General features: G+C 51.7%; 26 protein-coding genes. 1 reads left to right on the top strand and 25 read right to left on the bottom strand.

Annotated elements, in window-relative coordinates; genetic code table 11:
* The first annotated feature begins 8 nt into the window (after window positions 1-8).
* The gene (locus tag EJF25_RS08920) at window positions 9-515 is read left to right on the top strand and encodes a flavodoxin (RefSeq protein ID WP_125040945.1); all 507 of its coding nucleotides are present in this window, start codon (window positions 9-11) and stop codon (window positions 513-515) included.
* A gap of 120 nt (window positions 516-635) precedes the next feature.
* On the opposite strand, the gene prmA is transcribed toward EJF25_RS08920, so the two are convergent.
* The 25 genes from prmA to EJF25_RS08805 all read right to left on the bottom strand — a co-directional run bounded on the left by prmA (window position 636) and on the right by EJF25_RS08805 (window position 25,048).
* Complete coding sequence (prmA, locus tag EJF25_RS08915) at window positions 636-1,487, bottom strand: 50S ribosomal protein L11 methyltransferase (RefSeq protein WP_125040944.1); 852 nt, start codon at window positions 1,485-1,487, stop codon at window positions 636-638.
* A 741-nt stretch (window positions 1,488-2,228) separates the two neighbouring features.
* A complete protein-coding gene (locus EJF25_RS08910; RefSeq protein WP_125040943.1) occupies window positions 2,229-2,588 on the bottom strand; it encodes an HU family DNA-binding protein in 360 nt (119 codons plus the stop codon).
* Between the two features lie 236 nt (window positions 2,589-2,824).
* Window positions 2,825-3,754 (bottom strand): DUF5106 domain-containing protein, encoded by a 930-nt coding sequence (locus EJF25_RS08905; RefSeq protein ID WP_125041057.1) that lies wholly within the window; start codon window positions 3,752-3,754, stop codon window positions 2,825-2,827.
* 153 nt (window positions 3,755-3,907) lie between these two features.
* Window positions 3,908-4,321 (bottom strand): DUF4469 domain-containing protein, encoded by a 414-nt coding sequence (locus EJF25_RS08900; protein ID WP_125040942.1) that lies wholly within the window; start codon window positions 4,319-4,321, stop codon window positions 3,908-3,910.
* Window positions 4,322-4,424: 103 nt separating this feature from the next.
* Window positions 4,425-4,862 (bottom strand): hypothetical protein, encoded by a 438-nt coding sequence (locus EJF25_RS08895; protein WP_125040941.1) that lies wholly within the window; start codon window positions 4,860-4,862, stop codon window positions 4,425-4,427.
* Between the two features lie 59 nt (window positions 4,863-4,921).
* On the bottom strand, window positions 4,922-6,913 hold the full coding sequence (locus EJF25_RS08890) for a BACON domain-containing protein (protein WP_125041056.1): 1,992 nt from the start codon (window positions 6,911-6,913) through the stop codon (window positions 4,922-4,924).
* A 118-nt stretch (window positions 6,914-7,031) separates the two neighbouring features.
* A complete protein-coding gene (locus EJF25_RS24875) occupies window positions 7,032-7,178 on the bottom strand; it encodes a hypothetical protein (RefSeq protein WP_235016763.1) in 147 nt (48 codons plus the stop codon).
* A gap of 233 nt (window positions 7,179-7,411) precedes the next feature.
* Entirely contained in the window at window positions 7,412-7,780 is a 369-nt protein-coding gene (locus EJF25_RS08885) for a four helix bundle protein (protein WP_125040940.1), read from the bottom strand.
* 4 nt (window positions 7,781-7,784) lie between these two features.
* Window positions 7,785-8,132 carry a hypothetical protein gene (locus tag EJF25_RS08880; RefSeq protein ID WP_125040939.1) on the bottom strand — a complete coding sequence of 116 codons (348 nt, stop codon included), beginning with the start codon at window positions 8,130-8,132 and terminating at the stop codon, window positions 7,785-7,787.
* A 5-nt stretch (window positions 8,133-8,137) separates the two neighbouring features.
* Window positions 8,138-8,290, bottom strand: coding sequence for a hypothetical protein (locus EJF25_RS24870; RefSeq protein ID WP_160119397.1), 153 nt, complete (start codon window positions 8,288-8,290; stop codon window positions 8,138-8,140).
* A gap of 116 nt (window positions 8,291-8,406) precedes the next feature.
* Entirely contained in the window at window positions 8,407-9,975 is a 1,569-nt protein-coding gene (locus EJF25_RS08875; protein WP_125040938.1) for an FISUMP domain-containing protein, read from the bottom strand.
* 77 nt (window positions 9,976-10,052) lie between these two features.
* Complete coding sequence (locus tag EJF25_RS08870; protein WP_125040937.1) at window positions 10,053-11,081, bottom strand: fimbrillin family protein; 1,029 nt, start codon at window positions 11,079-11,081, stop codon at window positions 10,053-10,055.
* A 19-nt stretch (window positions 11,082-11,100) separates the two neighbouring features.
* Window positions 11,101-12,039, bottom strand: coding sequence for a fimbrillin family protein (locus EJF25_RS08865; protein WP_125040936.1), 939 nt, complete (start codon window positions 12,037-12,039; stop codon window positions 11,101-11,103).
* Between the two features lie 45 nt (window positions 12,040-12,084).
* Entirely contained in the window at window positions 12,085-13,026 is a 942-nt protein-coding gene (locus EJF25_RS08860; protein ID WP_160119396.1) for a fimbrillin family protein, read from the bottom strand.
* Between the two features lie 46 nt (window positions 13,027-13,072).
* Window positions 13,073-14,023, bottom strand: coding sequence for a fimbrillin family protein (locus EJF25_RS08855; protein ID WP_125040934.1), 951 nt, complete (start codon window positions 14,021-14,023; stop codon window positions 13,073-13,075).
* A gap of 20 nt (window positions 14,024-14,043) precedes the next feature.
* The gene (locus EJF25_RS08850; RefSeq protein WP_125040933.1) at window positions 14,044-15,051 is read right to left on the bottom strand and encodes a fimbrillin family protein; all 1,008 of its coding nucleotides are present in this window, start codon (window positions 15,049-15,051) and stop codon (window positions 14,044-14,046) included.
* Window positions 15,052-15,124: 73 nt separating this feature from the next.
* A complete protein-coding gene (locus tag EJF25_RS08845) occupies window positions 15,125-16,066 on the bottom strand; it encodes a fimbrillin family protein (RefSeq protein WP_125040932.1) in 942 nt (313 codons plus the stop codon).
* 117 nt (window positions 16,067-16,183) lie between these two features.
* Window positions 16,184-17,218, bottom strand: a complete 1,035-nt coding sequence (locus EJF25_RS08840) for a fimbrillin family protein (protein ID WP_125040931.1) — start codon at window positions 17,216-17,218, stop codon at window positions 16,184-16,186.
* Between the two features lie 8 nt (window positions 17,219-17,226).
* Window positions 17,227-18,231: a fimbrillin family protein gene (locus EJF25_RS08835; RefSeq protein ID WP_160119395.1), complete on the bottom strand. Its 1,005-nt coding sequence runs from the start codon at window positions 18,229-18,231 to the stop codon at window positions 17,227-17,229.
* Window positions 18,232-18,242: 11 nt separating this feature from the next.
* The gene (locus EJF25_RS08830; RefSeq protein WP_125040929.1) at window positions 18,243-19,391 is read right to left on the bottom strand and encodes a hypothetical protein; all 1,149 of its coding nucleotides are present in this window, start codon (window positions 19,389-19,391) and stop codon (window positions 18,243-18,245) included.
* A gap of 17 nt (window positions 19,392-19,408) precedes the next feature.
* The gene (locus tag EJF25_RS08825) at window positions 19,409-21,151 is read right to left on the bottom strand and encodes a fimbrial protein (RefSeq protein ID WP_160119394.1); all 1,743 of its coding nucleotides are present in this window, start codon (window positions 21,149-21,151) and stop codon (window positions 19,409-19,411) included.
* 38 nt (window positions 21,152-21,189) lie between these two features.
* Entirely contained in the window at window positions 21,190-22,146 is a 957-nt protein-coding gene (locus tag EJF25_RS08820) for a FimB/Mfa2 family fimbrial subunit (protein ID WP_125040927.1), read from the bottom strand.
* Window positions 22,147-22,289: 143 nt separating this feature from the next.
* The gene (locus EJF25_RS08815; RefSeq protein ID WP_125040926.1) at window positions 22,290-24,491 is read right to left on the bottom strand and encodes a DUF5029 domain-containing protein; all 2,202 of its coding nucleotides are present in this window, start codon (window positions 24,489-24,491) and stop codon (window positions 22,290-22,292) included.
* An 11-nt stretch (window positions 24,492-24,502) separates the two neighbouring features.
* A complete protein-coding gene (locus EJF25_RS08810; RefSeq protein ID WP_125040925.1) occupies window positions 24,503-24,682 on the bottom strand; it encodes a hypothetical protein in 180 nt (59 codons plus the stop codon).
* A gap of 33 nt (window positions 24,683-24,715) precedes the next feature.
* Window positions 24,716-25,048, bottom strand: coding sequence for a hypothetical protein (locus EJF25_RS08805; RefSeq protein ID WP_125040924.1), 333 nt, complete (start codon window positions 25,046-25,048; stop codon window positions 24,716-24,718).
* Window positions 25,049-25,119: the final 71 nt, after the last annotated feature.

Below are 25,119 nucleotides of genomic sequence, written 5' to 3'. Positions count from 1 at the left end.
TGTGAATTATGAAAAAGATAGGTTTATTTTATGCTACCAAAACGGAAAAGACATCCTGGGTAGCTGAGAAGATTGAGAAAGAGTTTGGGAAAGACAAGATAGACGTAGTACCTATTGAGCAGGCCTGGCAGAATGACTTTGCTGCTTACGATCATTTTATAGTAGGTGCATCCACTTGGTATGACGGAGAACTCCCGACTTATTGGGATGAATTGATACCGGAGTTGCGTACGATGGACCTGAAAGGAAAGAAAGTTGCTATTTTTGGCTTAGGTGACCAAGTGCGTTATCCGGAGAACTTTGCGGATGGTATCGGTCTGTTAGCTGAAGTTTTTGAAGGTGACGGAGCTATTCTTGTGGGTTGTACCTCTCCCGAAGGATATACTTTCGAACGTTCTCGTGCGTTGCGCGATGGTAAATGGTGTGGCTTGGTGATTGATTTGGATAATCAATCAGAACAAGCGGAAAAAAGGATAAAAGAGTGGTGTGCACAAATCAAAGAAGAGTTTAAGTAAAACCACATATCGTTTTATATAAATTATCCCTACTATAAATCAGCCTATTCATATCTAGAATAGTCGATTAATAGTAGGGAGTTTTATTTTCTGAAGAATCAATAGAGTCAGTATTTGAATTTATCCGACGGGATAAACAAACTTGACTGCTGCCCACCGATTCTTTTCTTTATGGCTAACGAACTTCAATCCGTTCTTTTCTGCTTCTGCTCGGATAACCGGAATATCATCAACATAAAATCCGCTCATCAACAATTCCGATCCCGGTTGCATACAAGCAACATATTGCTTCATATCGTTCAACAGAATATTTCTGTTGATGTTAGCGATAATAACATCGAAAGGACCTAGCCCGTTCAGTGAAGAAGCATCTCCTTGTGAAACGGCAATATCATCTACATGGTTCAGTTCTATATTTTCGATAGAGTTGCGAACACACCATTCATCGATGTCGATAGCAGTGCAAGGCTGTGCACCCCGCATACGTGCGAGTATTGCCAGAATAGATGTTCCACACCCCATATCAAGTAATGATTTTCCTTTCAGGTCACTTTCCAATAATTCGCTGATGATAAGACTTGTTGTTTCATGATGTCCCGTACCAAAAGCCATTTGGGGATTGATGACAATATCATATTCTGCTTGGGGAACATCCTGATGGAATGTACTATGAATCACACAACGGTCACCAATAACAATTGGCTGGAAGAAATTCTTTTCCCATTCTTCGTTCCAATCTTTATCTTCTGCTTCTGTATATGTATAGGTAATTTTTGTATCCGGCAATGGAAATTCAGCAAGTGCACTCTTCACAGTTGATTCGTCATACAAAGCTTGTTGGATATAAGCAGTCAATCCTCCTTCACATTCTACAAAACTTTCAAAACCTGCTTCCCCTAAAAAGGCAGCCAATATATCATTCACTGTATCAGTGCAAGGGAGAGTGGTAAATGTAAACTCAAAGTATTTCATAATTATTATCTAATCTAAATTAAGTGCAAATATAACTGAAAAAATGAGGAAATCCCCAATAATAAATGACAGAAATACGATTGGGAAAATTAATTTGATTCAACATTTGCTATCACGCTCTCACTTTTCGTTTGTATCTGCCTGTTTATCGGCATTTCGGGAGTGGGAGCAACTGTTAGAGATGAGTGAGAGCAAATGGCTGCTCTCACTTTATATCATCCTGATTTTAGGTGAGTTTTACTTTAACTAAGGATACTTTTATTGATAGCCCTTTATATTCTTTTTATTAAACTCCTTTGTTTATGAATAGTTCATATACGTGAGCTTATTAGTTTACAGTAATAAACAAATAGGCTTACATACGTGAATAAATAAGTTAGCTAGAGTGGTACGTATTTTGATAATATTTTGAAGATAAGTAATTGATTATCAGTAGATGCATTTGATTGATTCCTCCAAATCCTACATACAGCCCTACATGGATAGGGTTATTACTGATTTTATTCTGAGGACAAAGATAGATAATTATATTTAATGTAAAAGGCTTATAATGAAGTTTTTTCGGGGGGTATTGCATTTATAGGGTACTTACTGACTCATGTAGGGTACATTTGGGGGTACAAAGAACATCCATGTATCCCATTTTGGCGATACATGAATGTAGGTTACTTGCTGGTTTTCAATAATATATAAAGTGATGTGAAGTACGACAAAGCTGTTTCATGTAGGGTTGTCCGATGATTATCCTTTGGGGGATTCTTCAGCTTTCTGTTCGATGAGACGGGATGAATGGTCTTCTATGTACTCCCGATTGATATAAGGAGCCGGATTAAACTTGATGACTCTCCGGTCCGGGATGATGCACATGGCTCTGCCGCCTTTCACCCCTTTCATTGGTCCTTTGCCATCTTCCGGCAGATATTTCTTCACATTACATCTTTTCCTGATCTGGAAAGTACCCAGTCCGGCTATAGCAACGTCGGTATCGCTTTCAAAGGCTTCTACCAAAGATTCAATAAGGGCATTCAATCCGTTGCGGATTTCCCTTTGTGTCATTCCACTTCTGCGCGCAGCATCAGCTATTAACTGCTCTTTATTCATGAAAGTGATTTACGGATAGCCTGTACTCTTTATCAATCTGTTTGTCAAAACTATAATCTCCTATCAGAAGACATATAAACAAGGATGGAATGGAGCTGATGATTATTATCAAAATCAAAACTGCTCCAATAGTATAGGAGAATATTCTTATCAACAGGTTCAGACAAAGATTCTTTAATCTGTCCGATGGTACACTTTGCTTGCTTATCATAATTGCTAACAGCTATTAATTAACTTTACTCGATTGGGCCCGGATAAACTGCCGAAAGATATTGGATGGTCTGTTCTAAAGAGGCATCTTTCAGTATGACTTTCTTTTGTTTATCAAGAAGATACATGGTCGGTGTGGCACGGATTTCGTAGAGCGTCTTGCTGCGGATGTCTCCCTGCTTGTTCCAGCCTACTATCCAGCCACGCGGCATCTGCGAGGACTTCAGCAGCCACTCCTCTTCGTCCTCGTCGGGATAGACGGCAAGGACACGCAAGACACCCTTCTCCTGCATTTCGACAAAGGCAGGCATCTCCGACAGGATTTGCTCGTATTTACGGCAGTTGGTGCAGTCGGGGTCGTAGAAGAAAAGCAGGGTGTAGTCGGCTGTTATTCCGCTCATCCTTGCCTGTTTGCCTTTAGGGGTTACGTAAGAGAAATCGGGCGCTTTCATTCCCGGACGGTTTTTGAGGGCTTGTTTCAGCCGGTCTGCCGGACGGAGTTTGTCCGGTTCGGTGAGGCGGGCGGATGCAAGCATCTGTTCGAGAACGGGGATATAATAGTCTTCGTTGCGCATGGGCGAGTTGGGGTCGTAGAGATACTTTTCGCCCAGCGTGCAGAAGTGGGCGTATGCCGTGCTGTCCGCTTCCATCCGCGACATCATGGATTGCAGGGCGGAGCGATATTCCGTTGCGTCTACATATTGCAGGGCATTCAGGAAGTCGGCATATAGTTGCTCGGTGTCATCGCTGTGGATGAAGGCTGTGTCCGCCAATGAATAGCCGTCCCAGTAATGCTTCACGTAGTAAGCCGCCCTTTGCTCCGGGGCGGTCATCATTTGGGGGATTTCCGGGCGGATATAGTGTGCGACATGCACGGTATCCTTTATGGCTGGAACTCCATTTCCCCCATCACCGGACGGGGTATCCGTCCGGTTCTGCCTGCAAGCGGCAAACATCAGCAATGCAATCAGGCTGAAGGTTATCAATGTTAAGAACCCCGACAGTATTAACGCGGCTGTATAGGCTCCATATTCGTTTACCAGATACTCAAACCTGTTCCTCAAACTATTTTTCACTCTGTTCTTCATATCATTTCATTACTCTCTATTTCATTTTCCAATCTCAGTGCAACAAGGATAGTACTCTCTCCTTTCATGCCCCTCGGGCATTACCACCCACGATACCGGAAAGATATAAATAGCATCCTCGCACTGTTTCTTGATAATCTTCACTGCCGGAAAGTACTCTCCCGGCATCAGGACAGGAAGGCTGACAATCACCTGATTATGAGCATACTTATAGACATGAAGCACTTCTATCACGTTGTCATAATCCACTGCCGCAGCAAGGCATAGCCGGATATTGTTCAAATCCAGCATATCGAGATGCCTGCCGGACACGATAATGGGAGCCTGCGAGGTGATGGTTCCGTCGTACCTTCTGCTCAAAGGGTCGTAAACCCCGGTAATAACAGGCACTTCCATTTGCCTGCTTATCAAAACTTCCGTTGTAATTATCTTCATATTCTTAGTATTGTTTGTTAATCCATCACGCACATCTGCCGGCTGGGTTCCACGCAGAGCGAGCAGCCGTATACCTTATATATATATCCGCTCATTTATCAATCTAAATCCACGTCACTATAAACGGGTCTGTCACTGTGAAATCGGCATAGTTCCCATTTTTGTCGTAAATGGTAAACTTTGCTTTCCACACGGGGATAGAGGTGTCGATATACTCGATTTTTATTTCATCGCCTTCTACTGTCAGTTTCAGCACATCCGCCACTTTATACTCGCTGGGATACATCTCTATATAGGGAGAACTATACCAGAGGACCTCGCTTTCGGACTCGATCCGGTAATCGCCTTCTCCGTCGAATATCCTTATCACATCGGAGTAGACGGCTTTGCGTTTGCAATCTTGCGAGAAGCAAGCGTGTATCCGGGCCTCATTTTTATCCAAATGCAGCTCCACAGGAGTCGGTTCTTCGTCGCTATTGCATCCCGCCAGCAATGCCGACAGGAGTAGCAAACTAAACATGAGATAGCTTTTCGTTTTCATATTCCTTTTTTTATTAGTTAAACCATTGAGAATAAACGACTCTTTCTTTTTCTTCTTCTTCACTCCCCATCCATCACGCACCTCACCGGAAACCCGTATTTCTTCATGTCGTGCATTACGTACATCTGCCGGCTGGGCTCCACGCAAAGCGAGTAGCCGTAGACGGGGCTTTGGCTGCTGCCCGTCCAGTAGCGGTGCCCGTGGGGAATCATGATCCGGCAGCCGTTGATGTGGCTGCGGTGCCCGCACAGGGGCAGATAGACCGGCACGCCGTCGTCGCTCAGGATACAGATGTTGGTGCGGTCTTCCTCCCGTTGCAGCTCCATGGGAGCGGCAGGGCTGTTGATGAATGCCTCCATCTCGATGTGCGAGGGGACGCGCCAGCCTGCGGGCGAAGGGTCTATTTGCGGCAATGCCGTGGGGTTCTCCGCTTTGTCGGCATACCAGTTGTCTTTGTAGGGTTTATAGGTACTCTGCCATTCGTCCGTTTGGCTGCCGAACTGGAAATAGGTACCGTGATTGAGCGTGCTTCCCTTTTCCAGCCCCAGCGGGATAGCCACTTGCGCCGGTTTGCCATAGCCTCCCAGGTTGCGGTCCAGCCAGCATTTGCCGTGGATGCGTACGTAGCCGCCTTGATAGATCAGGATGTCGCGCACGATGCCTGTATCGTTCACCAGCGAGAGTATCGTGTGACGTGCTGCGGGGAAACCGCCACGCACCCGGTAGTCCGCATTCGAGTCTACCTGCACCGTGAAACGTCCGCTGTAATGCCCCGGCATCAGTTCGGGGGTGCTTACCCTCACCCAGTCGGCCTGTTCGTTGCGGATGATGCGCCACGGCTGGTTGCTGTCCACACAGACGGTGTAGGTTCCCGGCGATGCGGCAGCAGCTCCGCCTCCCGTTTCTGCATCGAGCGGAGTTTCTATCACGTCGTTGTGGCGGGCACAGATGTCGGTACGCGGATATTCTATGTAATAATCGAAGCAGACGCCCTGCATCAGCAGCACGTCCGTAGAATGGCTGAAAGGGTATGTGCCCGTTTCGAGCGTCAGAGACAGCGAGCGCGAGCGCACGTTGGCGGGCTTGGCTTCGAGGTGTATTTGTAGTGTCTTGCAGCCTTTTTGCTGCACGCCTACGGGCGGATACACCGTGTACCAGCATCCGCCGTCGTTGGCATTGGCGCTCTTGATGCGCCAGCAGGTATGTTCGTCGTCGGGGGTGACGGTGACGGACACCGCTTCGTTTTTGAGCCCGGCGGTGACGTAGAGGCGGTGGCTGACGGTGAGTGTGGAGTGAATGCCGATGAGCTGCTGCCTCACTTTCAGGGTGTGGGTATGGTCACCGGCATGAATCTCTACGGTGGCGTTCCGTTCGGCGGGCGAGAAGTTGGTGCGCGGTTGCAGCACCAGTTTGTCCGCTTCGCGGCGCGTCGAGAGCCAGTTTTCGGGCTCGCCTTCGGCATAGTGCACATAGCCTGCTTCCCACGGCTCGTTGCACCCCGAAAGGTCGATGGTGAGTTCTTTCGCCATGGCGTCCGTCACCACTTCGGGTGGCAGCAGCATAGAGAGGGCGGCGGGGGCGGCGTCGGTAGTTGCCGTTCCCGGCGTGTCAGTTTCCACCGGGTGGAGTTGCAGCGTGGTGGCTGCGCTCACCTCCTGCCATCCGGTTTCCGCCATCAGAATGTCCGGATATTCGCCGAACCGGCGGTCCACATCGTCGCGGTGATGGATGGCGCTCAGGCTGAGGGCGCGGGTGGTGAACAGCACACAGAAGTTCAATATGCCCTCTTGGGTGGAGCACTCTATCCTGTATCCTTTTTTTCTTTTCCGGCAGGTGGCATCGGGAAATTTGCGCATCAGGCAGCCCCGGCGGTCGAACACAAGGACCGTGGCGTGACGGCAGCCCACAGGCACGTCCGTGCCGCGAAGCACGAGGGTCACGGGGCGTTCGCGTTTTATCTTTATCCGCCGGTCGCTGCGCCAGTACTTCACGCTTTGATACGTCAGTCCCGAAGCGATGAAGGCGAGTGTGGCTATGTCTGCTAATTCCATCATGTGTTTTTCTTTCTTTATTTATCAATCTATTAAAAACAAAAAGAAGTCCCGAACCCGGCGCTGTGCCGGAAAAGCTGTGCTTGATGATAAGCAAATGACAAACGCTATTGTTACATTAAACTTCTGGTTCATTCGGGACTTTCTTTTTAGAGTTTTGATTCATTATACGTAAGCTGTCGATGGGTCTATCCGTTGGCGCCACCACTACTACCACTGCCACTGTTACGGTTCCCGGCAGCAGGCAAACAAAACGAGCAGCCATCTGTATTGCGTTCTCCTGCGAGCGGCTCATCACCGGGCACAGACAGAAGCTGGTTTGTATTACCGGGCTCTGCGTAGTTCAGAGGGAAAAGTTCCATTTGTTCTTCCATATTCTTTATACGTTATCTTACGAAGACCGATAGGCTGCTGTATTTACTCATCACTCTCCCACAAACCTTGGCTTGTGGGATTCCGGAATTAAAGGATGCCTTTCCGTGTCCCCTCTCGCTGTTTTTATTTCAGTTCATTTTCTGTTCTTTGTTTCTTTACGTATTTATTCCACGAAGCCAGTTGTTTGGAAATGGATTCGATGTGGTCTATCAATTGGGCATACTGTTTGGTCGAAATCTGCCGTGTATCGTGCAACACTCTGATTTGTATTTTGATAGCCACCACCTTTTCGCGCGCCGTGGCTATAAAGGTTAATTTCTCCCGATCGGCATTGGCACGATAAATATCGATGCACAAATCCATCATGACGCTTCTCAGCCGTTCGCCTATGGTATAGCGAAAGTCGCGTTGCAGTCCGTTGCTTAGGCGGATGAACTGCAACAGCAGGTCGTAGGTCTCTTTAAATACCGGCAGGTTGTCGTAGATAGCCATTGCCTTACAACGTTTTTTTCAGTTCCGAAAGGAACAACATGCAGTCCAGCGGGGTTTTCCCCTCAATGGGATACATCCTGATTTTCATCACCGCTTCCTGCTCCGTGCAAGAAGCCATTGGCGGTGCCCCCACGGCTGTAGCGGTAGCACCGGGTGTTGTGGCGGCTACTTTGGTCTTAGAAACTTCGGGCGTAAGCGCAATTCCTTTCTCCCATGTCTCGAAAGCTTCTATATCTATATCGTACCCAAGCTCTATCTCGACTCCATTTTCGAATTTTTTCACTCTTTCGGGCGCGAAGTGTTTATGGAGCCCTTCCGTGGGAAAGCCAATAGAAACCACTGCCCGACCCACGCTTTTCACAATTTTTTTTTTACCATAAATGGCTGCACACCGGTGACGAACGCATAAGCCGAGCGCTCATAGGCTTTATAGAAAATCCCTTCCCGATAGAGACGGATAAAATGAGTATTACTACTCTCTGAATACAGAATGTCATCAATACGATTCATAAATAAAGAATTAAAGTGAATTTTTATTTTTTTCGACCGGCTTCGCCGGAATGGTTCCCCGGGCCTTAAAGCCCGGGGAGAATAAGCAAATCTATCGGATGCGCTCGGTAAACTCGCTACTGGACACACCGGACGGAGTGACCGACGCTGGGGCTGTAGCCGCCGTGGTTGAGGCCGCAAGCGCCGCTGTAGAAGTAGAGGCCGTAGCCGTAGTCGCTCCCACTGGGCGTAGTACTCCAGTAGTCGCCGCCGTTGCCACCGTTGTAGTCACCACTACTACCACTGCCACTGTTACGGAGCCCGGCAGCAGGCAAACAAAGTATTTGATCGCCGTCCTTAAAGATAGCACCGCTGTTGGCCTCTGATGAAGAACCGAAGAAACCATAGTTGTTATTTATTTGATAGACTTTGTTATTTATTAATACGTAACTGTTCTTAGGAATCACTTTGCTTGGTAATACACTCAACTCATCTTTACTCGGGGTATGCCATCCGCTTGGGCATGCGCTTTGCGCATCGCTAAAAGTAAAGTAGTATCCGTAATCCCATGGGTTGGATACGAAACCTTTACCACTTGTGCTGTTGTATGCGCTCCATTTCTTTCCACCGATGGTCACGGGGCTGGGAGTGGTGGGAACGTAAGCACCCAAACCTCTTATACTGATTAGGTATTGGCTGCCGGAAGCGAAGCTAATTGATGGTACGGAGCTGCCGCTAAATGAAAACTCTTTTACTCCTTTGGAACCGTTTTTGTTTGTGTTAAATGTAGCGGTAGGCAGGGATAAACTCAAGCTGCTTTTTGGAATCATTATATGGCTGGCGGTTATGGGAGTGTTCTTTCCGCTGGATTTGTTTGATATTGCAGACCATGTTGTTTCTCCTGATACTCCGGTGAAGCTGCTCGATGACTTTAAGTTCCATGTAGCACTTACTGGGAGTTTACCCAAGGTTACGTTGCAGTCGTTAATTGCTGTATCGTCGTAAGCGATGCTCTCTACTTTAACCCAAACGTTGCAACATCTTCTTTGAAAGGTTAACTGGGAGAGGTTAATGGTTGTGCCCATTTGATTGGCGGATATGGTTTGGGGGATCTTGTTGGTGCTCATAAAGTCGTCACCGTCTTTCACGGATATGTCACTGGTTAATGATAACTCGGAAATAGCTTCCGCTTTGTTGAAACTGTAGGCGTATATATCGTAGCTTCCGGCAGCCAATGTGATACTACTACCGCCACTAATTGGCGTTGCGGTGCCGGCAATAAACTCGTATTGCTTGTAAATAGTTGATTCACTGCTCTTATAGATCACCACACGGTAATGAACACCGGTATTCATATTGAAAGCGCGGGTTTGAGGGGAGGTTGGATGATCGGATACGCCGCCCTTGCCGGTATCAATTATAACACCCTGATTATCGTCCACGTTAAAGCTCGCAGTCTCTTTCTCGATATCACCGTTGGCACGAGTCATCGGGGTACTGTCGAATTCGGTAACCTCGATGTCGGACGGGAGCACGAGGGTGGCCTCACCGCTATGGCTGGGATCGCTGTCGGCAAGACCTACGCTATCCTCGTTACTGCAACCGGATAAACCGAAAGCCATTAACAGGCTGATGGCTGCTGCTATGGCTAGGTGCGCTGTCTGTGAACGCATCTGACGATATTGGGAATGGATCTGACGTTTCATTTCAATTTCTTGTTTTTTTATTTGGTTATCTTTGTTTTTCGTTCGTTTGTCATTCGCTTGGACTTCTAATAGTGGCGTTAGATTTGAGGCTTTACTTCCTCGAATGATCCGTTGGGGGTGGTTGGGATGCTACTCCAATCCTGGTTTATCGTCGTCACTGCCTGTAGCTGGAGTAATGCCAATCCCACGATTTTCGCCTGGATGGCATAATGCTTTCCGGCAGCAAGCGTACCCAACGAAGCGGCAGGGATAGACACGGCACGAGCCTCGCCATCTACGGTGACGGTGAGCAGCATTTCGGCGCTGACTGTAGTTGGCGGAATCAGCAGGTCAATCGAACCGGAAGCACCTACGTTGATACCGGCATTGATGTCATCGGAGGCTACGGTGTTGTACACCAAGCCGCTGCTCGCGGATGCAGTCTGCGCGGACATCTCTTTGCTGATATCCAGTGAAGTCACCGCACTAAGTGTACCCGCTACAGGCTTAAATCCCACCTGATTGATTTTACACGAACCCATGGCAGCACTATAGGTAGCATCCCGGGTAATGTTGAGTGTCACCTTGGAGTAAGCATGTTTCATGGCGAAGCCGGCGTTTGGGGCTTTATTGGTCACTTCGGCTGTAGCGCTACCGGCGTAGCACAAGTCTTTGGCGGCATCGTATCTCTGGGCGGTAAGCGTAGCGGTGGTAGCATCGGCTGCGAAGTTCACGGCACCGTAAGGATAATACGCGCATAGATGTGGCGCCAACCCTCCCACCAGGATGGGGCTGGAAGCATTGCTCCACGAATTGGTTGCGGTGCTATAAGTGTACTCCACGTTGTTTTGTGCTGTGATCCCTTTTGTAGCATCCGCTACGCGGAACACGCCCATTGTAACGCCATTCGTAATGATCGGTGTCGCTGCCCGGGTTTCGGGAGCATCGGAGCCATCCACATCCGCACTCAAAGCGACTGCCGACACTTGGACGGGGACAAGTTCGTTCCCATACTCGTCCGCCCCGGGAGCGGCAAGCTCATTGCCGCATCCGCAAAGCAGCAAAACTGCGGACAGCAGGACCGGACTAAATCGCATTCTTCGGTATCTATTTTCTATGTTCATCATTCCTGTTTTTTATTGTTCATTATGGCAGCGGGATGTATTCGCCGGATAGGTTCTGGTTGGTCCAGTCCTCGGTAGTGACGGAGCTTGCTTTCAGGTCGGTTCCTTTCAGTGTCAGGGTGATGGTTTTGTATTCACCGGCTACGGGTTTGTAGCTCGCCGTGGGCACGGTTGTGGTCATCGTTTTCCCGTCCACGGTGAGGGTGATTTCCATTCCGGTGCCGGCAGGAGTACAAGGCACCAGCAGGTATTCTTCCCCCCAATCGGTGCTGGCGCCTGCGGTAGCGGTCACCACCACGGTGCGGGTACGGTTCAGGGTGGCGGCTGTTGTACCGGTGGTAGCGGCATACGTGCCGCTGGTGATGGTCAGTGTGGTGCTGGGCAACAGGTTTTTCACCGTCAGGTTGCTCACCGTGCAGGTACCGGGATAGTTATCGCGCTTCAGTTTGAAGGCCACGCGGGCGTAGGCACGCTTCATGGCAAAGGTCAGGGCGGTGGTTTTATTCGTCCGCCCGTCCACGCTCAGGTTTGTTGCATACGACAGGTCGTTGGTGGTGGCGTATACGCCCGACGTCAGGGCAATGGCAGTCGTTTTTCCGCTGCTCCACGGATGGTAAGCGCACACGTTGACCGGCAGCAATCCCAGATAAATGGTTTCGGATGCGGTTTGCGGCGCCCATTTCGGACTGCCATAGTTGTACCGGATATTGCCGGCTGCCGTGTATCCGTTGGTATTGTCGCGGAAGATGCCAATGCTGGTGCCGCTTCCCAGATTCGTTGCGGCACGGGTGCCGGGCGCGCTTTCCACTTCCGCTTCGAGCGATGCCACTGTCACGTTGAGGGGTATGTCGGCTTCCGACGGGCCGGCGGGTTGCAACCCTTCGGGAAGTTCGCTGCCCGAACATCCGGCAAGGAGAATCACTGCCAGCAGGCAGGTAAATCTATTGGTTTTCTGTTTCATATCTGTTCTTTATTTTTTTTGAATTATACGTAGGGGAAGATGGATCTAAATATCAAAATCGACGTTGCCGGTGCCGGTCACCCAGTCGGTGGTAGACACGGTGCCTACATTCAGTCCGGTACCTTTGATGGTCAGCGTCAAGGTCTTGTATTCGCCGGCTATGGGTTTGTAGGTTGCCGTAGGCACAGTGGTAGTCATATCTTTGCCGTCCACCGTGAGAACGATAGTCATACCCGTATTATAGGGTGTGCAAGGTACGAGAAGGTAGTTTTCGCTCCAGTCCACCGTTCCGGAAGCGGGCAGGGTGACACTTTTGCTCACGGTCAGGGTGGCCGCGTTTGTTCCTGCGGCGGTGCTATAAGCTCCGGTGGTCAGGTTGAGGTTGGCAGTCGGCAGGAGGTTCTTTATCACCAGCTTGGAGATGGTGCCGGTGCCGGGATAGTTGCTGCGCTGAAACTTGAAGCCTATCCGGGCGTAAGCGCGCGTCATGGCAAAGGTGGTGGTGCAGGCTGTGGACGCGCCGTTCAACGTGCGGTTCTTGGCATACGAGATATCCTTTGCAGCGGCATATACCTGCGATGTGAGGGGGATGGCCAGCCGGTTGTTGAGTCCGTTTGTCCATGGGTGATAGGCGCATACGTATGCATCGGTTCCGCCCAGGTAAATGGTATTACCGGCTCCGCCGTTGGGCGTCCACGTGGGGGTGGCATAGTTGTACTGCCGGTTGGTGATCTCGGCATATCCGTTTTGGGTTCCGGCGGCGGTGGCGCTTCCGCTAAGGAAGATGCCGATGCTGCCTGTCGTTACATTCGTTGTGGCACGGGTTACCGTTACTTCGGCATTCACCGCCACGCCCTCGATGCCGAGTGGCACGTTGGCTTCCGCCGTGTGGGGAGGTTGTCCTGCCTCCGGCCATTCGCTGCCGGAGCAGCCGGCAAGCAGGGCCGCCGCCAGCAGGCAGTTCATTGTGTAATATAGCTTTTTCATTCTTACGCTGTTTTTATTTGCAGGTTTATACATCTATCTATATGGATTAATCGAATTTGGAATCTATGCCGCCGATCTCGCCCGTAGCCCAGTCGGTGGTAGTGACGGAACTGACTTTCAGGGCGGTGCCCTTGATGCCTATGGTGATGGTGTTGCTCACTCCCGCCACGGGCGTGTAGGTGGCGGCGGGCACGGTGAGCGTCATCGGCTTGCCGTCTACCGTGAGAGCCAGCACCATCCCGCCACCTGCCGGGGTGCAGGGCACGAGCAGGTATTTCGGTTGGGTGGTGGCAACACCCGCTGCGGGCACGGTGATATCTACCGTCCGGCTGATCGTGGCGTTGCCGGAAACGCCGGCAATAGTCGATGCCGTATCCGTGGTAATGTCGATGGTAGCCGACGGCAGCAGGTTCTTCAGTTCGAGCTTGGTCACCTTACAGGTGCCGCTGTAATTGTCGCGCTTCAGCTGAATGGTGGCAAGGGCATAGGCATGGGTCAGGGCAAAGGTGGTTTTACACCCCGTGGCATTGCCTTTCACTTCACGGTTCACGGCATACGAAAGGTCCTTAGCTGCGGCATAATCCTGCGATGTGAGGGGGATGGCAGTAGAGGTGTCGTATCCGGTAGTCCACGGATAATAGGCGCAGACCTTAGCTACAGGGCCGCCCAGGTAAATGGTGTTCGTGATGCCGCCGTTGGGCGTCCATGTGGGAGTGTCATAGTCGTACCGCCGGTTGTTAATGGCGGTATATCCGGTTCCGCTAAGGAAGATGCCGATGCTGCCCGAGCTGAGCGCCGATACGCCGGCACGCGTGACAGGGACGGCGGATGTGGCTGCCTCGGGCAGGGTGGATGCTTCCACCCCCAGGGGGACGGTGCCTTCCACGGGTCGGGGCGCTGCCGCCGCTCCCGGTATCTCCTCGCCCGCACAACCCGCGAAGCCCGCAACGCAGGCGGCAAGCAGCAAGAGAGGAAGGGTGTTACATATCTTTTTCATTTCTATCGGTATTATGGGTTTTAGTCGAATGAAGGACCTAATGTGGTGGTGGCTTCCGTCCAGGCTTTCAAGGTCACCGACTCCACTGCCAGTCCCTTAGGCTTGATGCTCAGGTACACGGTGTAGCGCACGCTACCCTCGAACTTGGCGAGCTGCGCCGTGGTAAGCGTAGCGGAGTGGTCTACTTCGTTCACGTTCAGGGTGATTTTCAGCTGTGCCGATGTGGGCAGGTCCTGGGCGGGGATCATCAGCTCCACACTCTCGTCGGGGGTAGCAGAGGGGATGCCCGTGGTGTACATGGACAACGATTTCGTGTCTTTGTTGTACGCTGCCAGGGCAGTGCCTCCCGTCAACTTACCGGTGCTGAGGTCCACCTTGGCGCCATTGGTAAACGTGCCTGTAGTGGGTTGCAGGCGGATGTTGCTCACTTTACAGACAGTAGGGTACTCGGCATCGCGTGCAATGTGGAACGCCAGCCGCGAATAAGCGCATTGCAGCGTGAAGTCCGGCTCGGCATTCGTGCAGTTCACCGCGGTGTGCGTATTGTCGAAGTACCACATATCGTTGTCGGTGTAATCGCCGAAACTGATCGTCGAGGAGGTGGTGGTGCTGTTGGTGCCGAAGCTGACTACGTTATGCGGGTCGTAGCACGCATACACGGCAGCCGTGCGGCTGTCCATGTAGATGGGGTGTTCGGATGTCCATTTACCGCCGTTGGCGGTGCTATACGTACATGCCACGTCGTACATGGGATCGTAGCCGCCTGCGCCCGCCGTGCGGAACAGGCGGAGCTTGGCGCCGTCCGTATTGATAACGGTGCCGCCGGCACGGGTACCGGGAGCACTGCTGTCACTGCCACGGGTGTCGGCGGTAGCCGTCAGCCGGGCACTGCCGATGCTTAGGGCAACGGGTTCGCCTGCCGGCGGATAAGCCGGGTTGTCCTGCTCGCCGCCGCAAGCGGCAAAGAGCAGGGCAATGCCGCAAAACAGCGTGCACAAGGTCGGTTTTTGAAGTGTTCTTGCATTCATTTCTTTCTCTGTTTTTATCTATTTATTTCCTATTGATTCATTTTTGTTGCGTCGGAACCCGGTTGTGGAATGCTCAACACACTACATCCACGGGCGCGTCGGCCGTGCCCACCGATACTTCGGTCCATGGCTTTACCGTCACCGACTGCGTCACTACCTCCGTACCGTTCACCGTCAGGTTGACGATGTACTTCTTCTTCTTCTCGTACTGGGTGAGTGAAGTGATCGTGACGCTCATCGTGGTGCTTTCCGCATCATCCAGCGTAAAGGAGAACTTCGTTCCGCCCGTAAGCGTGCCGGTAGGCACCAGCAGCACTTTGCACTGCACGGCGTTGGTATTCTTGGGAAGGCTGATCGCGGCATCATCCCGGTAGGTGAACTTTCCGTCGGGGCAGGCGGTGGGCGTACTGTATGTGTCGTTGGTAATGTCTACCGTATTGGATGCGTTGAGCCCGGTAGCCACGATGTCGATCTTCTCAAAGCTGATGTCGTCTTTGATATTCTCCCGTTTGAGGTTGATCTCCATCAGGGCGTAGGCATGGTTCATGTTGAATGTCACGGAGTTGCTCGTAGCGTTCATCGTGCTGTTGACGGCGAAAGAGAGGTCTTTTGCCGCGTCATACTTCTGTGTGGTCAGCTTGATGGCATGGCTATCTGTCCGGTCGGCATCGTATGGATAGTAGGCGCATACATTGGCATCGGCCTCGCTGAAAAACAAGGCGTCGTCCGATGCCCACTTGCCTTCGGTGGTGTTGTACGTGTAGCAGGCATTGGCGCGGGGCTCGTAGTTGCCGCTCGCCGCATCTGCCAGAAACACGCCGATACTGCCGGAAGTAATGGTGGTGGCGGCACGTGTCACGGGTTCCGCCTCGCCCTCCATAGCACCGTTGACAATGAGCGGTGCCAGGTGGGCTACGCCTTCACCGGGCACACCCGGCTCTTCACCCGAATTGCAACCGCAAAGCAGGCACAAGCACAGGGCATATATCGACGGTAATAAAATCTTTGTTCTCATGGATCAGTCTCCTTTCCTTTTTAGTTTTTATCTGTCTTTTATCTCTTTATCTTTATCTCACTCTATCTCTCTTTCTTTATCTGTTCTTTTGTTCTTCTATCCTGTCTTCCCTCCCTTTCAGGAATCGAACTTGACTTCCTCCGACACGCTGCCCCCGTTCTCCCAGTCGTTGACTTCCACTTTGGTGATCGTCATCTCGGCAGGCGACAGCTTCACGGTGAAGTTGTACTGCTTGCCGGGGGCAAACGGTTGCAACGCCGTAAACGTGCTTTTGGGGATTGCCACTTTCATGTGTTTGCCGTCGGTGCTATACACTTCGAGCAAGGCATCCTCCGTAAAGGTCTTGTTGACCGGTATAAGCAGCACGTCGGCCTTTGCCGTGGCGGGCAGTGGTAAGGTTGTGGCGGGAACCGTCAGATCTACCGTGGCGGTTATCTTTTTCGGCTCGCCGGTGCCCGGGGCATACGTTTCGGAAAACAGGTCGTAACTGCCCGCCGAGAAGATGTCTTTCCCGCTCAGTTCCAGTTTGTTCAGTTTGAGTTCACTGGTATAGCCGCTGTTTTTCACGAAGGTGAATACAAGGCGGGTATATACGTGGGACAGGGTAACGTCCAGTCCGGCTGCGATACTCGCGTTGGTGGCAGTGAACCGGGCGGCAAGCAGGTCGTTGCTCCCGTCCGCCGCATAGAGGGCGGAGGTGAGCGGCAATTGCCGGCTGCTGTATGAAGTGGCGGAGTTGTAGGGTGCGTAAGCTGCCAGGGTGGAAGTACGGTTGTCCACCCAGATCATCTGGTCGGAAACGGGTTTCCAGTGCCCGTCCCCGGTGTCGAAAGTGCCTTTGCGGTTGGCATAAAGCACAATGGCGGGTGTGGAGGGGTCCTGCATAAAGAAGCCCACGGAAGTAGTTGTGCTTAAATCGGTTGTCGAAGAGGCGCCGGCGCGTGTCACGCCACTCCCCACCGTGCCGCCTGTCTGCGTGCGTACGGTTCGCAGGCTCAACGGCACACGTGCTGCGGTTTGCTGTTGCCCGTTTCCGGTGCCTGCCATTCCTGCATCGGCGGCATTGTCTTCGCCGCACCCACACAAGAGGGCAGCCATGCAGCAAGCTGTCAGCCACGGAAACATCCGGTAGTATCTTTTTTGGTTTTTCATCGTCTCGCTTATTTATTTTCCAAATCGTCCGGAAGGTCGGTCACCTCCCAGTCTTTTACTTTCATTGTCTGCACTTCCAGTTCCGTGGGGCGCACGTACACCTTGATCTCGTACATCGTGCCTTCCACAAATGCCGTGTTGGTGGTCCCGCAAAGGTCCGCGGCACTTATTTTTCCTTTCATCTCTTTCGTATCGACTACAGCAGAAAACTCAAGATAACCCGAGAAGGATGCCGGCACAATCAGGTAATCTTTGGTGACGGGCGCCGTGCTGCTGCCGGGGGTGAAAGCCTCGCTGATGGTAAACTCCTTCTGTGCCACACTGCCGCTCACCGTTCCGTTGAACAAATCGAGTGTTCCGCTTTCGCGGATCGTTGCCTTGAATTTGAATTCGGTTATGTTTGCCGGACCTCCGTAAGCGGCGTCGCCCGTCTTGGGCTGGTCTTTCTCTCCTTTGGTGAAGCTGAACCGCAGCAGGCTATAGGCGCGGCGCAGGTTCAGGGTGACGGAAGAGGTCATGTAGGACGCTTTGAACGGGAGGTAATAAAACTCCTTGTCGGCAGCGTATGCCCGGCTGGTCAGCGTGACGGATGCCGAGCCGCTTTCCGTATAGGGATAATAGGCGGTCAGTTCCGCCGTTTTCTTCCCCAGAACCAGTTGCAACCCGCTTTCCGACTCCCAGTAGGGTGTGCCGTAGGTATATTTGGTGTTAGAGAAAGCTGTATAATTAGCGTCCCCTTTCAGGAATACCCCGATGGCGTCTGTGGCATTGGTCAGTTCTTTCGGTCCTCCGGCACGGGTTACGGATGTTTCCACTCCCAATGCCGTGTTGCCGATGTACAGCGTAGCTTCCACAGGGACAAGCGTATCGCCCTGCGAGCATCCTCCCAGAAGAAGGACGGCAGATAGAATGCCTGTGCAAAAGAGATTCCTCTTTCCGCCCGCAGGTATATGAGCTAATGTCTGTCTTTCCGTTTTCATTCTTCGTTCCGTTTTTTTGGTTTTATCTTTCATGCTGTTTTTTCTCACTGTATATCCACCACCGGTGGTTTGTCCATTCCTTCGGGAGTTTTCCATTCCGTGGGGATGGTGACCGCCTTTATCAGCGTGGCGTCGCCATTGTACGCTTCGTCGGGCGTCTCGGCGCCCAGGCTGCGGATGCGGCTGATCTCCACCGTATAGGCATTGTTGCGCCGGAGGTATTGCACGCCTTCATCGTCGATGTCGATATCTATCCTGTACCAGGTACGGTTGCCCGTATAATCTTTGTTATGGCAGTTCACCAGCAGGCAGGCTGCCTGCCGGTTGCGCAGCGCCACATCGTCGGCAAACCCGGTGCGGAACACCTCGGGCAGGTACAATCCGCCGCGGATCACGGTATCGTGAACCGCTTTTATATAGGGCCCGGCGGATGCAAGCATCAGGGCGTCGGCATCCTTCGGGTCATTGAATACCGGGATGCGCGACGATACATTACGCAGGGTAGCTTCGGTCAGGATGATGTCATTTTTCTTCTCATCCGCTACTTTCACGTCGATGCGCGCAACGGCACGCAAAAGGCTCACGGTCATGTCCTTGCCTGCCTCTTTCACGGCAGTGCCGCTCATTGGCAGTCCTGCGTCCGGAAACTCGCATACATATTTCGGAGTATGGGGCATGATGGCTGTGAGCAGCAACCGCACACGGTTTTCCGTTTTATCTTTGCAATAGTCCGCTAGGTAACTGCCGGAACTGAAATAGCTGTCGGCGTTGGCGATGGCGAGCACGTTGTAACCGGTGTCTGCCTTTACGGGATCGCCAAGCGTAACGGTCACTTTGCCGCTTTTGGCAAGATGGTCGCTTTCCACCGTTCCGTCGCATCTGCCCACGAACAACCCGTTACCATAATCGTCCCGCTCGAAGAACAGGAGCGCCACGTTGCTCACCTTGCTCTCCTGCTCGTTGGCAATGGGTACCACCAAAGCGCGTGTCAGGGAAGTGCTGCCGGCATCGGGATAAATGCGGTCGTTTCCCGTCTCTGTGTCGGGCAGGATATAGTTCACCGTAAAAGTCTCCGGCTCACCGCCCGCCTCTTTCGCGCTCACCGCATCCGACAGGTTTTCCGAACAGGAGAGCAGCACGGCGCAACAAAATACACCGTACGTCCAATATTTTATGTTCCTTAATTTCTTCATGCGATATGTTGTTTTTATTACTTTGTCGTCTTATTGTCGAACTTGACTTCGGTGTCGGGCGTGCCGCTCTCTCCGTTGCCATTCTCCCTGTCGTTCTCCGTCACTCCGTCCACGTTGCCTTCTTCGCCTTTGCCGCCCACTTCGGAGCTGCCGCTTCCGCCGCCTCCCCAGTCGTCGGGCGACTTGTCCACCTGCGTGATAATAAGGCTGATGTAGAGGTTCTTCACCTTGATAATCAGCACATCGTCGCGGGTTTCGGTAGTCGGGGCGGCAGGCAGGTCTTTGTAGGCCTTGAGCGCCTTGACGGTGATCTTGGTTCCGCTCTTGGTCACCTCGTAGCGGCTGTTCTTCAAGACAGTCTCCAACGTGGGCGCCACGCTGTCGGTGCCCAGCTTATCCTTATACCAAGTCTGTGGTGTGGTCGCTCCGTTGTGCGTGTCCTTGAAGTACATGCCCCAAAGGGCTTCGTCCACGTTGCTCTCCACCTCGATGCTCCGTTCGCTCCCGGCGTTGCGGGGCAGGCGGATGATGCGCTCCGAGAGGTCGAAATAGCTCTGTCCGTCGTACTCCACGTTGTTGATTTCGTTTTTCCAGTCGATCACCGTCACGTTGATGTTGATGGGCTTGCCCTCGGCGGCTTGCCGCGGGGTGTCGTAGCCCGGGGCGGCCACGGAGGTGATGTTGAACACGTAATGGTGGTTACGCAACACGGGATATTGCACCGGTGTGGCGGTATCGTATACATTCTGAAAGTTGATGCGGTAATAGCTCACCCGGGACGTGCCGTCGGCATTGGTGTCTACCTTATGTGTACGCGGGTCGGTATAGATGCCGCCCACCACCATGCGGGTGGTGGCATAGTCGTAGCCGTCTTTGGTCCACGGGATATTCTCGTAGAGGTAGATGCTCTCTATCTCGGTGACTTTGCTTGTTTTGATGATAGAAAGCGTATCGGGGCGGTTGCCGGCTTTGAGCTTGGCGGGCAGCGTGGCGGTGCGCACATTGCCCGAGTCGGGTATCACGGTATAGAACACGGTGGTGTCCGCCGTTGCCACCCGTCCGCTGTCGGCGGGGTAGAAAGCGTAGAGCTCTCGCAGTTCGAACTCTTTTTCGTCGAGTTCGCCGCCTGTCAGCCAGTCGTTGCCGGCGTCCATCTTACCGTTGAGCATCACGCTCACCTTTGCCACGGAGCGCAGCACGCTCACGGGCAGCACGTCTTTGCTGTCCTTATCCACCGTGACGCCGGTGACCGAGCCGTGCATGGGCAGCAACTGGTCGTCTTTTTGCAGGTCGTATTTGCGGCTATGCGCCACCATGCCCAGCACGGTCTGCATCTCCTTGCCGATGTTGCCGAAGGCGCCCGAGCGCATCAGCTCGCGGTGCGAATTGGCGAATACGTGCACATCCATATTCCTGCCCAGCGGCATCACCACTTCGAACACGTTGGCAACGACGTTGCCTTCGTCGTTCTTCACCTCGGAGCCGGTGGCGGAGGCGCGCAGGTACATCTTGCCGTCGGGGCCGGGGGCGAACACCAGCACGTCGAGCGTGTCGATGCGTTCCTCACGCGAAAGGCTGCCCGTGCCGGTCTTGCCATAGGTACGGGGCACGCTCACCTTCAGGCGCATGTCCTTGTCGCCATCCTGCACTCCGCAGTCGGGACCCGGGTGGTACTCGGAATACTGCAACGTATCGTCCATGCACGAAATCGCCGCTCCGGTGAGGAGTGCCGCCAGAAAATATGTCTTGATGTGCTTCATTGTTCTTACCATTATATTGCTCTCCGTTTTCTTGTTTCTTACATGCTGCTCTCCACCTTGGCGAGTCTCCATCCGTTCACTTTCACACTCAGCACGGGGCGGGTGTACCGTCCGTCGATCACCAGGTCGATATAATCGCCCGGTGTGGAAGCGAGTTGTATGGGTGCGCAGTCGAATTTGGCGACCTGGTCTTTCTTGATGAACACGTTCACGTTGAGGTACTCTTCCAGTGAAGAGAAGGCGCCGAACCAGTTCGTGGTGACGTTACCGGTCTTTTCGTCGTAATAGGCCTTCGGGGCAAGGGTGATTGCCTCGCCCGAAGTTATGTTGTTGTAATCGATCTTGTTGCGGGTTCCTTCCAGGTGGAAGGTATAGTCGTCGGCATGGGGGATGACGACGCTGCCGGTTCCGCCGTCGGCACGGGTGCCGCTTCCACCGTTCACGGTGATGTCTCCGCTGCCGTCCTGCACCGTTTCGGGAATCATGGTGATGCGCACGCGGCACACGGCGCGTACAAACGGGATGGTGACGTCGTTGCGCTGCGTGCGCATGCCGGCGTCGAAAGAGACGGTGCCGTAGAGCAAATCGTCTACGGGCAGGCAGATTCCGCTGCCTTCGGTAATTTCTTTCAGATGGACATAGCCCTCGCCCTTCGGGGTGCCGGACGGTTCCACATAATCCACACGCTCATCGTGTGTCCACGATACCAAAATGACGGAGTCGCGGTCTTGCAGTGTTTTCTCCCACAGGTAGGGAGTGTTGATGTCGATGCTCGCACGCTCGACGGTGGTTTCCCGATATTTTTCCCCGCTCTCTTTGTAGTAGTAATTGACGTGCACGTCCGTATTTACCGTGGAGTAGAATTCGTTGGTCTCCCGGTAGATGTAGCTGAAGTACAGGTGAAGCAGCCCGGCACAGGCATCCAGGTCGTCCTTGACGCAGGACGTGGGAAGCACGAGCAGTGCGGAAATCAATATCAGAATCAGTTTCTTCATTTTCGGTTGTTTTTAAAGAAAACCGGGGAGCGGAGCTCCGGCGTAGACGGGCGCCTACCTCCCCGGTCTGTAGAAGCTTCTGCCTAAAACAAAAGCCGGTTATACATCGTGGAATGATGTCTTTCCATTACGTTTTCTCTTGATTACATAGGAATCTGATTGATAGACAGCTTCCAGTTGTTAACCTTCACATCTACCTTCATGGTGTTCTCGTCAGAGTAAACGGCATCGTGGATGGTGCGTGCACCCAGTGACTGGATAGTACCCACGGTCTGGTAATGCATGTTGCGTTCTGTCATCTTGTTGGATACGTTGTCTACATAGTCGGCAATGTCCGCACGGTAATACAACTTCATGTTGGTGAAGTATTTGAAAGCGTCGTCGGTTGAGAAATAAGTAAGACGGGCAGTTTTACCGGTGGTAAAGTCTGTAGATGTAGCTTTCACATCAGCTACAGCAGTGGCGCTTTGGTCGTAGATGCAGAAGATAGGAGTAGACGGGGTTTTGGCTGTCAAGTCTTTACCATCCTTGTCTTTCAGTTGGTAATCTACAGGGGTAGTACCCAGCAACAAGTAGTCTGTAGGCAACAGTTCTTTGTTGTACTCGTCGGCTTGAGATACAGGATCATAGAAATAAGCCTTTTTGCCGTTGGGCACTTTGTTACCCAATTCGGTATCCATATCGCCATCTACCTGTACATCGTTTGCCAATCGGAACTGAAGGATCACTGCGGTATAGAATTTATCCATCATATTCTCATAATGAGTACGGTCTAATGCTACAGTTTCAATATCGGTACCATCGGATTTCGGCAAATCATATGTTGTAGCAGCAGTCAAACCATATTTAGTTAAGATTGCTTCAAAAGCATCTGAGGCTTCAGTATCGGTAGCCTTGTTTCTGTATTGCAAGCCCAAACCTTTTCCGGCAACTTTATCATCGGTTATACCGAGAATGGTCTTGATAGATTTAACAAATGAAGCGGTCTTTGTCGCATCCTTTACCCAAAGCGGGTTATCAATTTCAACATTGTCGCTACCGGCTGTAAATGTAATCTTCTCAGTGGTGCATGCCAAAGCTTGTGCTACAGCAGCGTTCAGTCCGCTATTCTGGAACACGTCTCTACCAATGTAAGTAGCTTGTGTACAGACAGCAGTCACAGCGTTGGTGTTTTTGCTGTAGTTGGGCGATGTATAGAATACAGGAGCATTGATGACTTTATTGGAACCATACAGCATGTTGCCTGTTTTCGATCCGTATTCTATCGTGCCTGATTCATCGGCTGCGCCTTTTGCTGCCGGCAATACCCATGAAAAACGGTATTCTTCAATGCCACCCGCAGGATTGGTTGTGTTGAAGTTGGCAGGGATGGTAACGTCGTTCCAAACCAGGTCTGTCGCAGCTCCACCGTCGAACATTACCGAACCCGGAATGGTCTGGTCGCAGAACTTACTGAATCCCAGGTTATCAGCAAACGAGTGGTCGTTGATAGGCCAGTTTTCTACGCAAGAAGGGCTGGGAACATAGAAATCGGCGTCGCGTTCGGTAAACATGCTGGTTGTTGGGGCGATACGCAATACGGTGATACCGTCGCCTTCCTGGAATTCAACCACCTTGTAAGCTTCGTCGGAAGGTGTAGAGCTCGTATTGGCTTTGAAGTTCACCTTTGACAACTCGCGGTCGAGGCCTACTTCCACTTCAATTGTACCGTTACTCGGGAGCGTGGGGGCTACAGGGATCTGTGCCAAACCTGCCATCACGAATTTACCGGTAGGATCAGTCTGCGTTTTACCGAAAGCCAGTCCGCCCAGATATTCCTTGGATAGCATGGAAGTATAGGCTTTGATATTCTTCTCGGAACTTTGTCCCTGATGTGCAAGGCCTTCGGCAATATCCAGCGTCATGTTGGGATCATTGGCGATCACATACACATAGTCGCCCTGACGAACACCGTGGAACGTAGCCACGTTTTTAAGTGTCACGGTCTTGTCGGGGTTATCCACCTTTGATTCTCCTTCCACAACACCGTCGTTATTCACCTTACACTTAATCACTGTCCAGTCGCCGGTCAGTCCGTTGTCGTGTTTCGGGTTGGCTTCTTTGGCAAATACGTAGGCGTCGTAAATAACCGCTTCCGTTCCCTTGGATTCGGTTTCACCCGAATAAGCACGGGTATTGGGGCCTGTTGCCAGTGTGGCAAAATTAATGGTAAGGCCTTCCACATCGGCTTGCCAGTTCTCGTCCTCGTTAAGACCTTGATTTTGAGGATTGATCACCTCGTCGTCGCTACAAGCTGCAAATGCGAGGGCAGCCAGCGCTAAAGTAAATAATTTGTAAACTTTCATTTGTTATGAATTTAGATATGATTAATGTTCTGCCTTTCGTTCTGTCCGTTGTCGGCTTTCGGTGCGGGCATGTGGATGGGGCAGAAATTCCATCCCGCAGTCCTACCGATTCTGTACTCTTTTTCTTTTACTGTCTGTTTCTTGTTTTCATTGTTTCGTTTAACTTCTTGTTTCCATTTAATTAATTTCAAAACTATATTTCATATTTTACTGAAAAATTGCTTCTAAGCCATTTGCCTGTATTTGCGGATGAAACGGCTCTCGTGGAAGAGCAACCGGCAAAAGGCATATTTTACCGGACATAGTTTCGCCTGCCGGTAATATTTCGCCTGTTCGGCTTCGAAGGCTGCCTGTTCCCTGTGCAACTCCCCGGTGTTTCCTTCTGCTTCCAACCGGAAGATTTCGGCTTCATAATCATCGAAAACCAATTGTGAGCGGCAGAAAGAATGGCAGAAGACGGCCAGTGACACCAGCCAGTCGATTGCCTTGAAAGTGAGGTAGCAACAGCCCGCCATCAAAACGGCTGCAAGAATCAGTGTCCATAAAATTTCACTCATCGCTTTTTTTATTTTGTTGTTTACCTTATTTCTTTTTTGTTTTCTTTCTCTATTCTCATCTCTTTATTTCT

Origin of the sequence: Bacteroides faecalis, from assembly GCF_003865075.1 — a bacterium.
GTDB lineage: Bacteria > Bacteroidota > Bacteroidia > Bacteroidales > Bacteroidaceae > Bacteroides > Bacteroides faecalis.
Note: the sequence above shows the minus strand (reverse complement) of the source record. Positions and strands in the feature narration are given on the sequence as shown.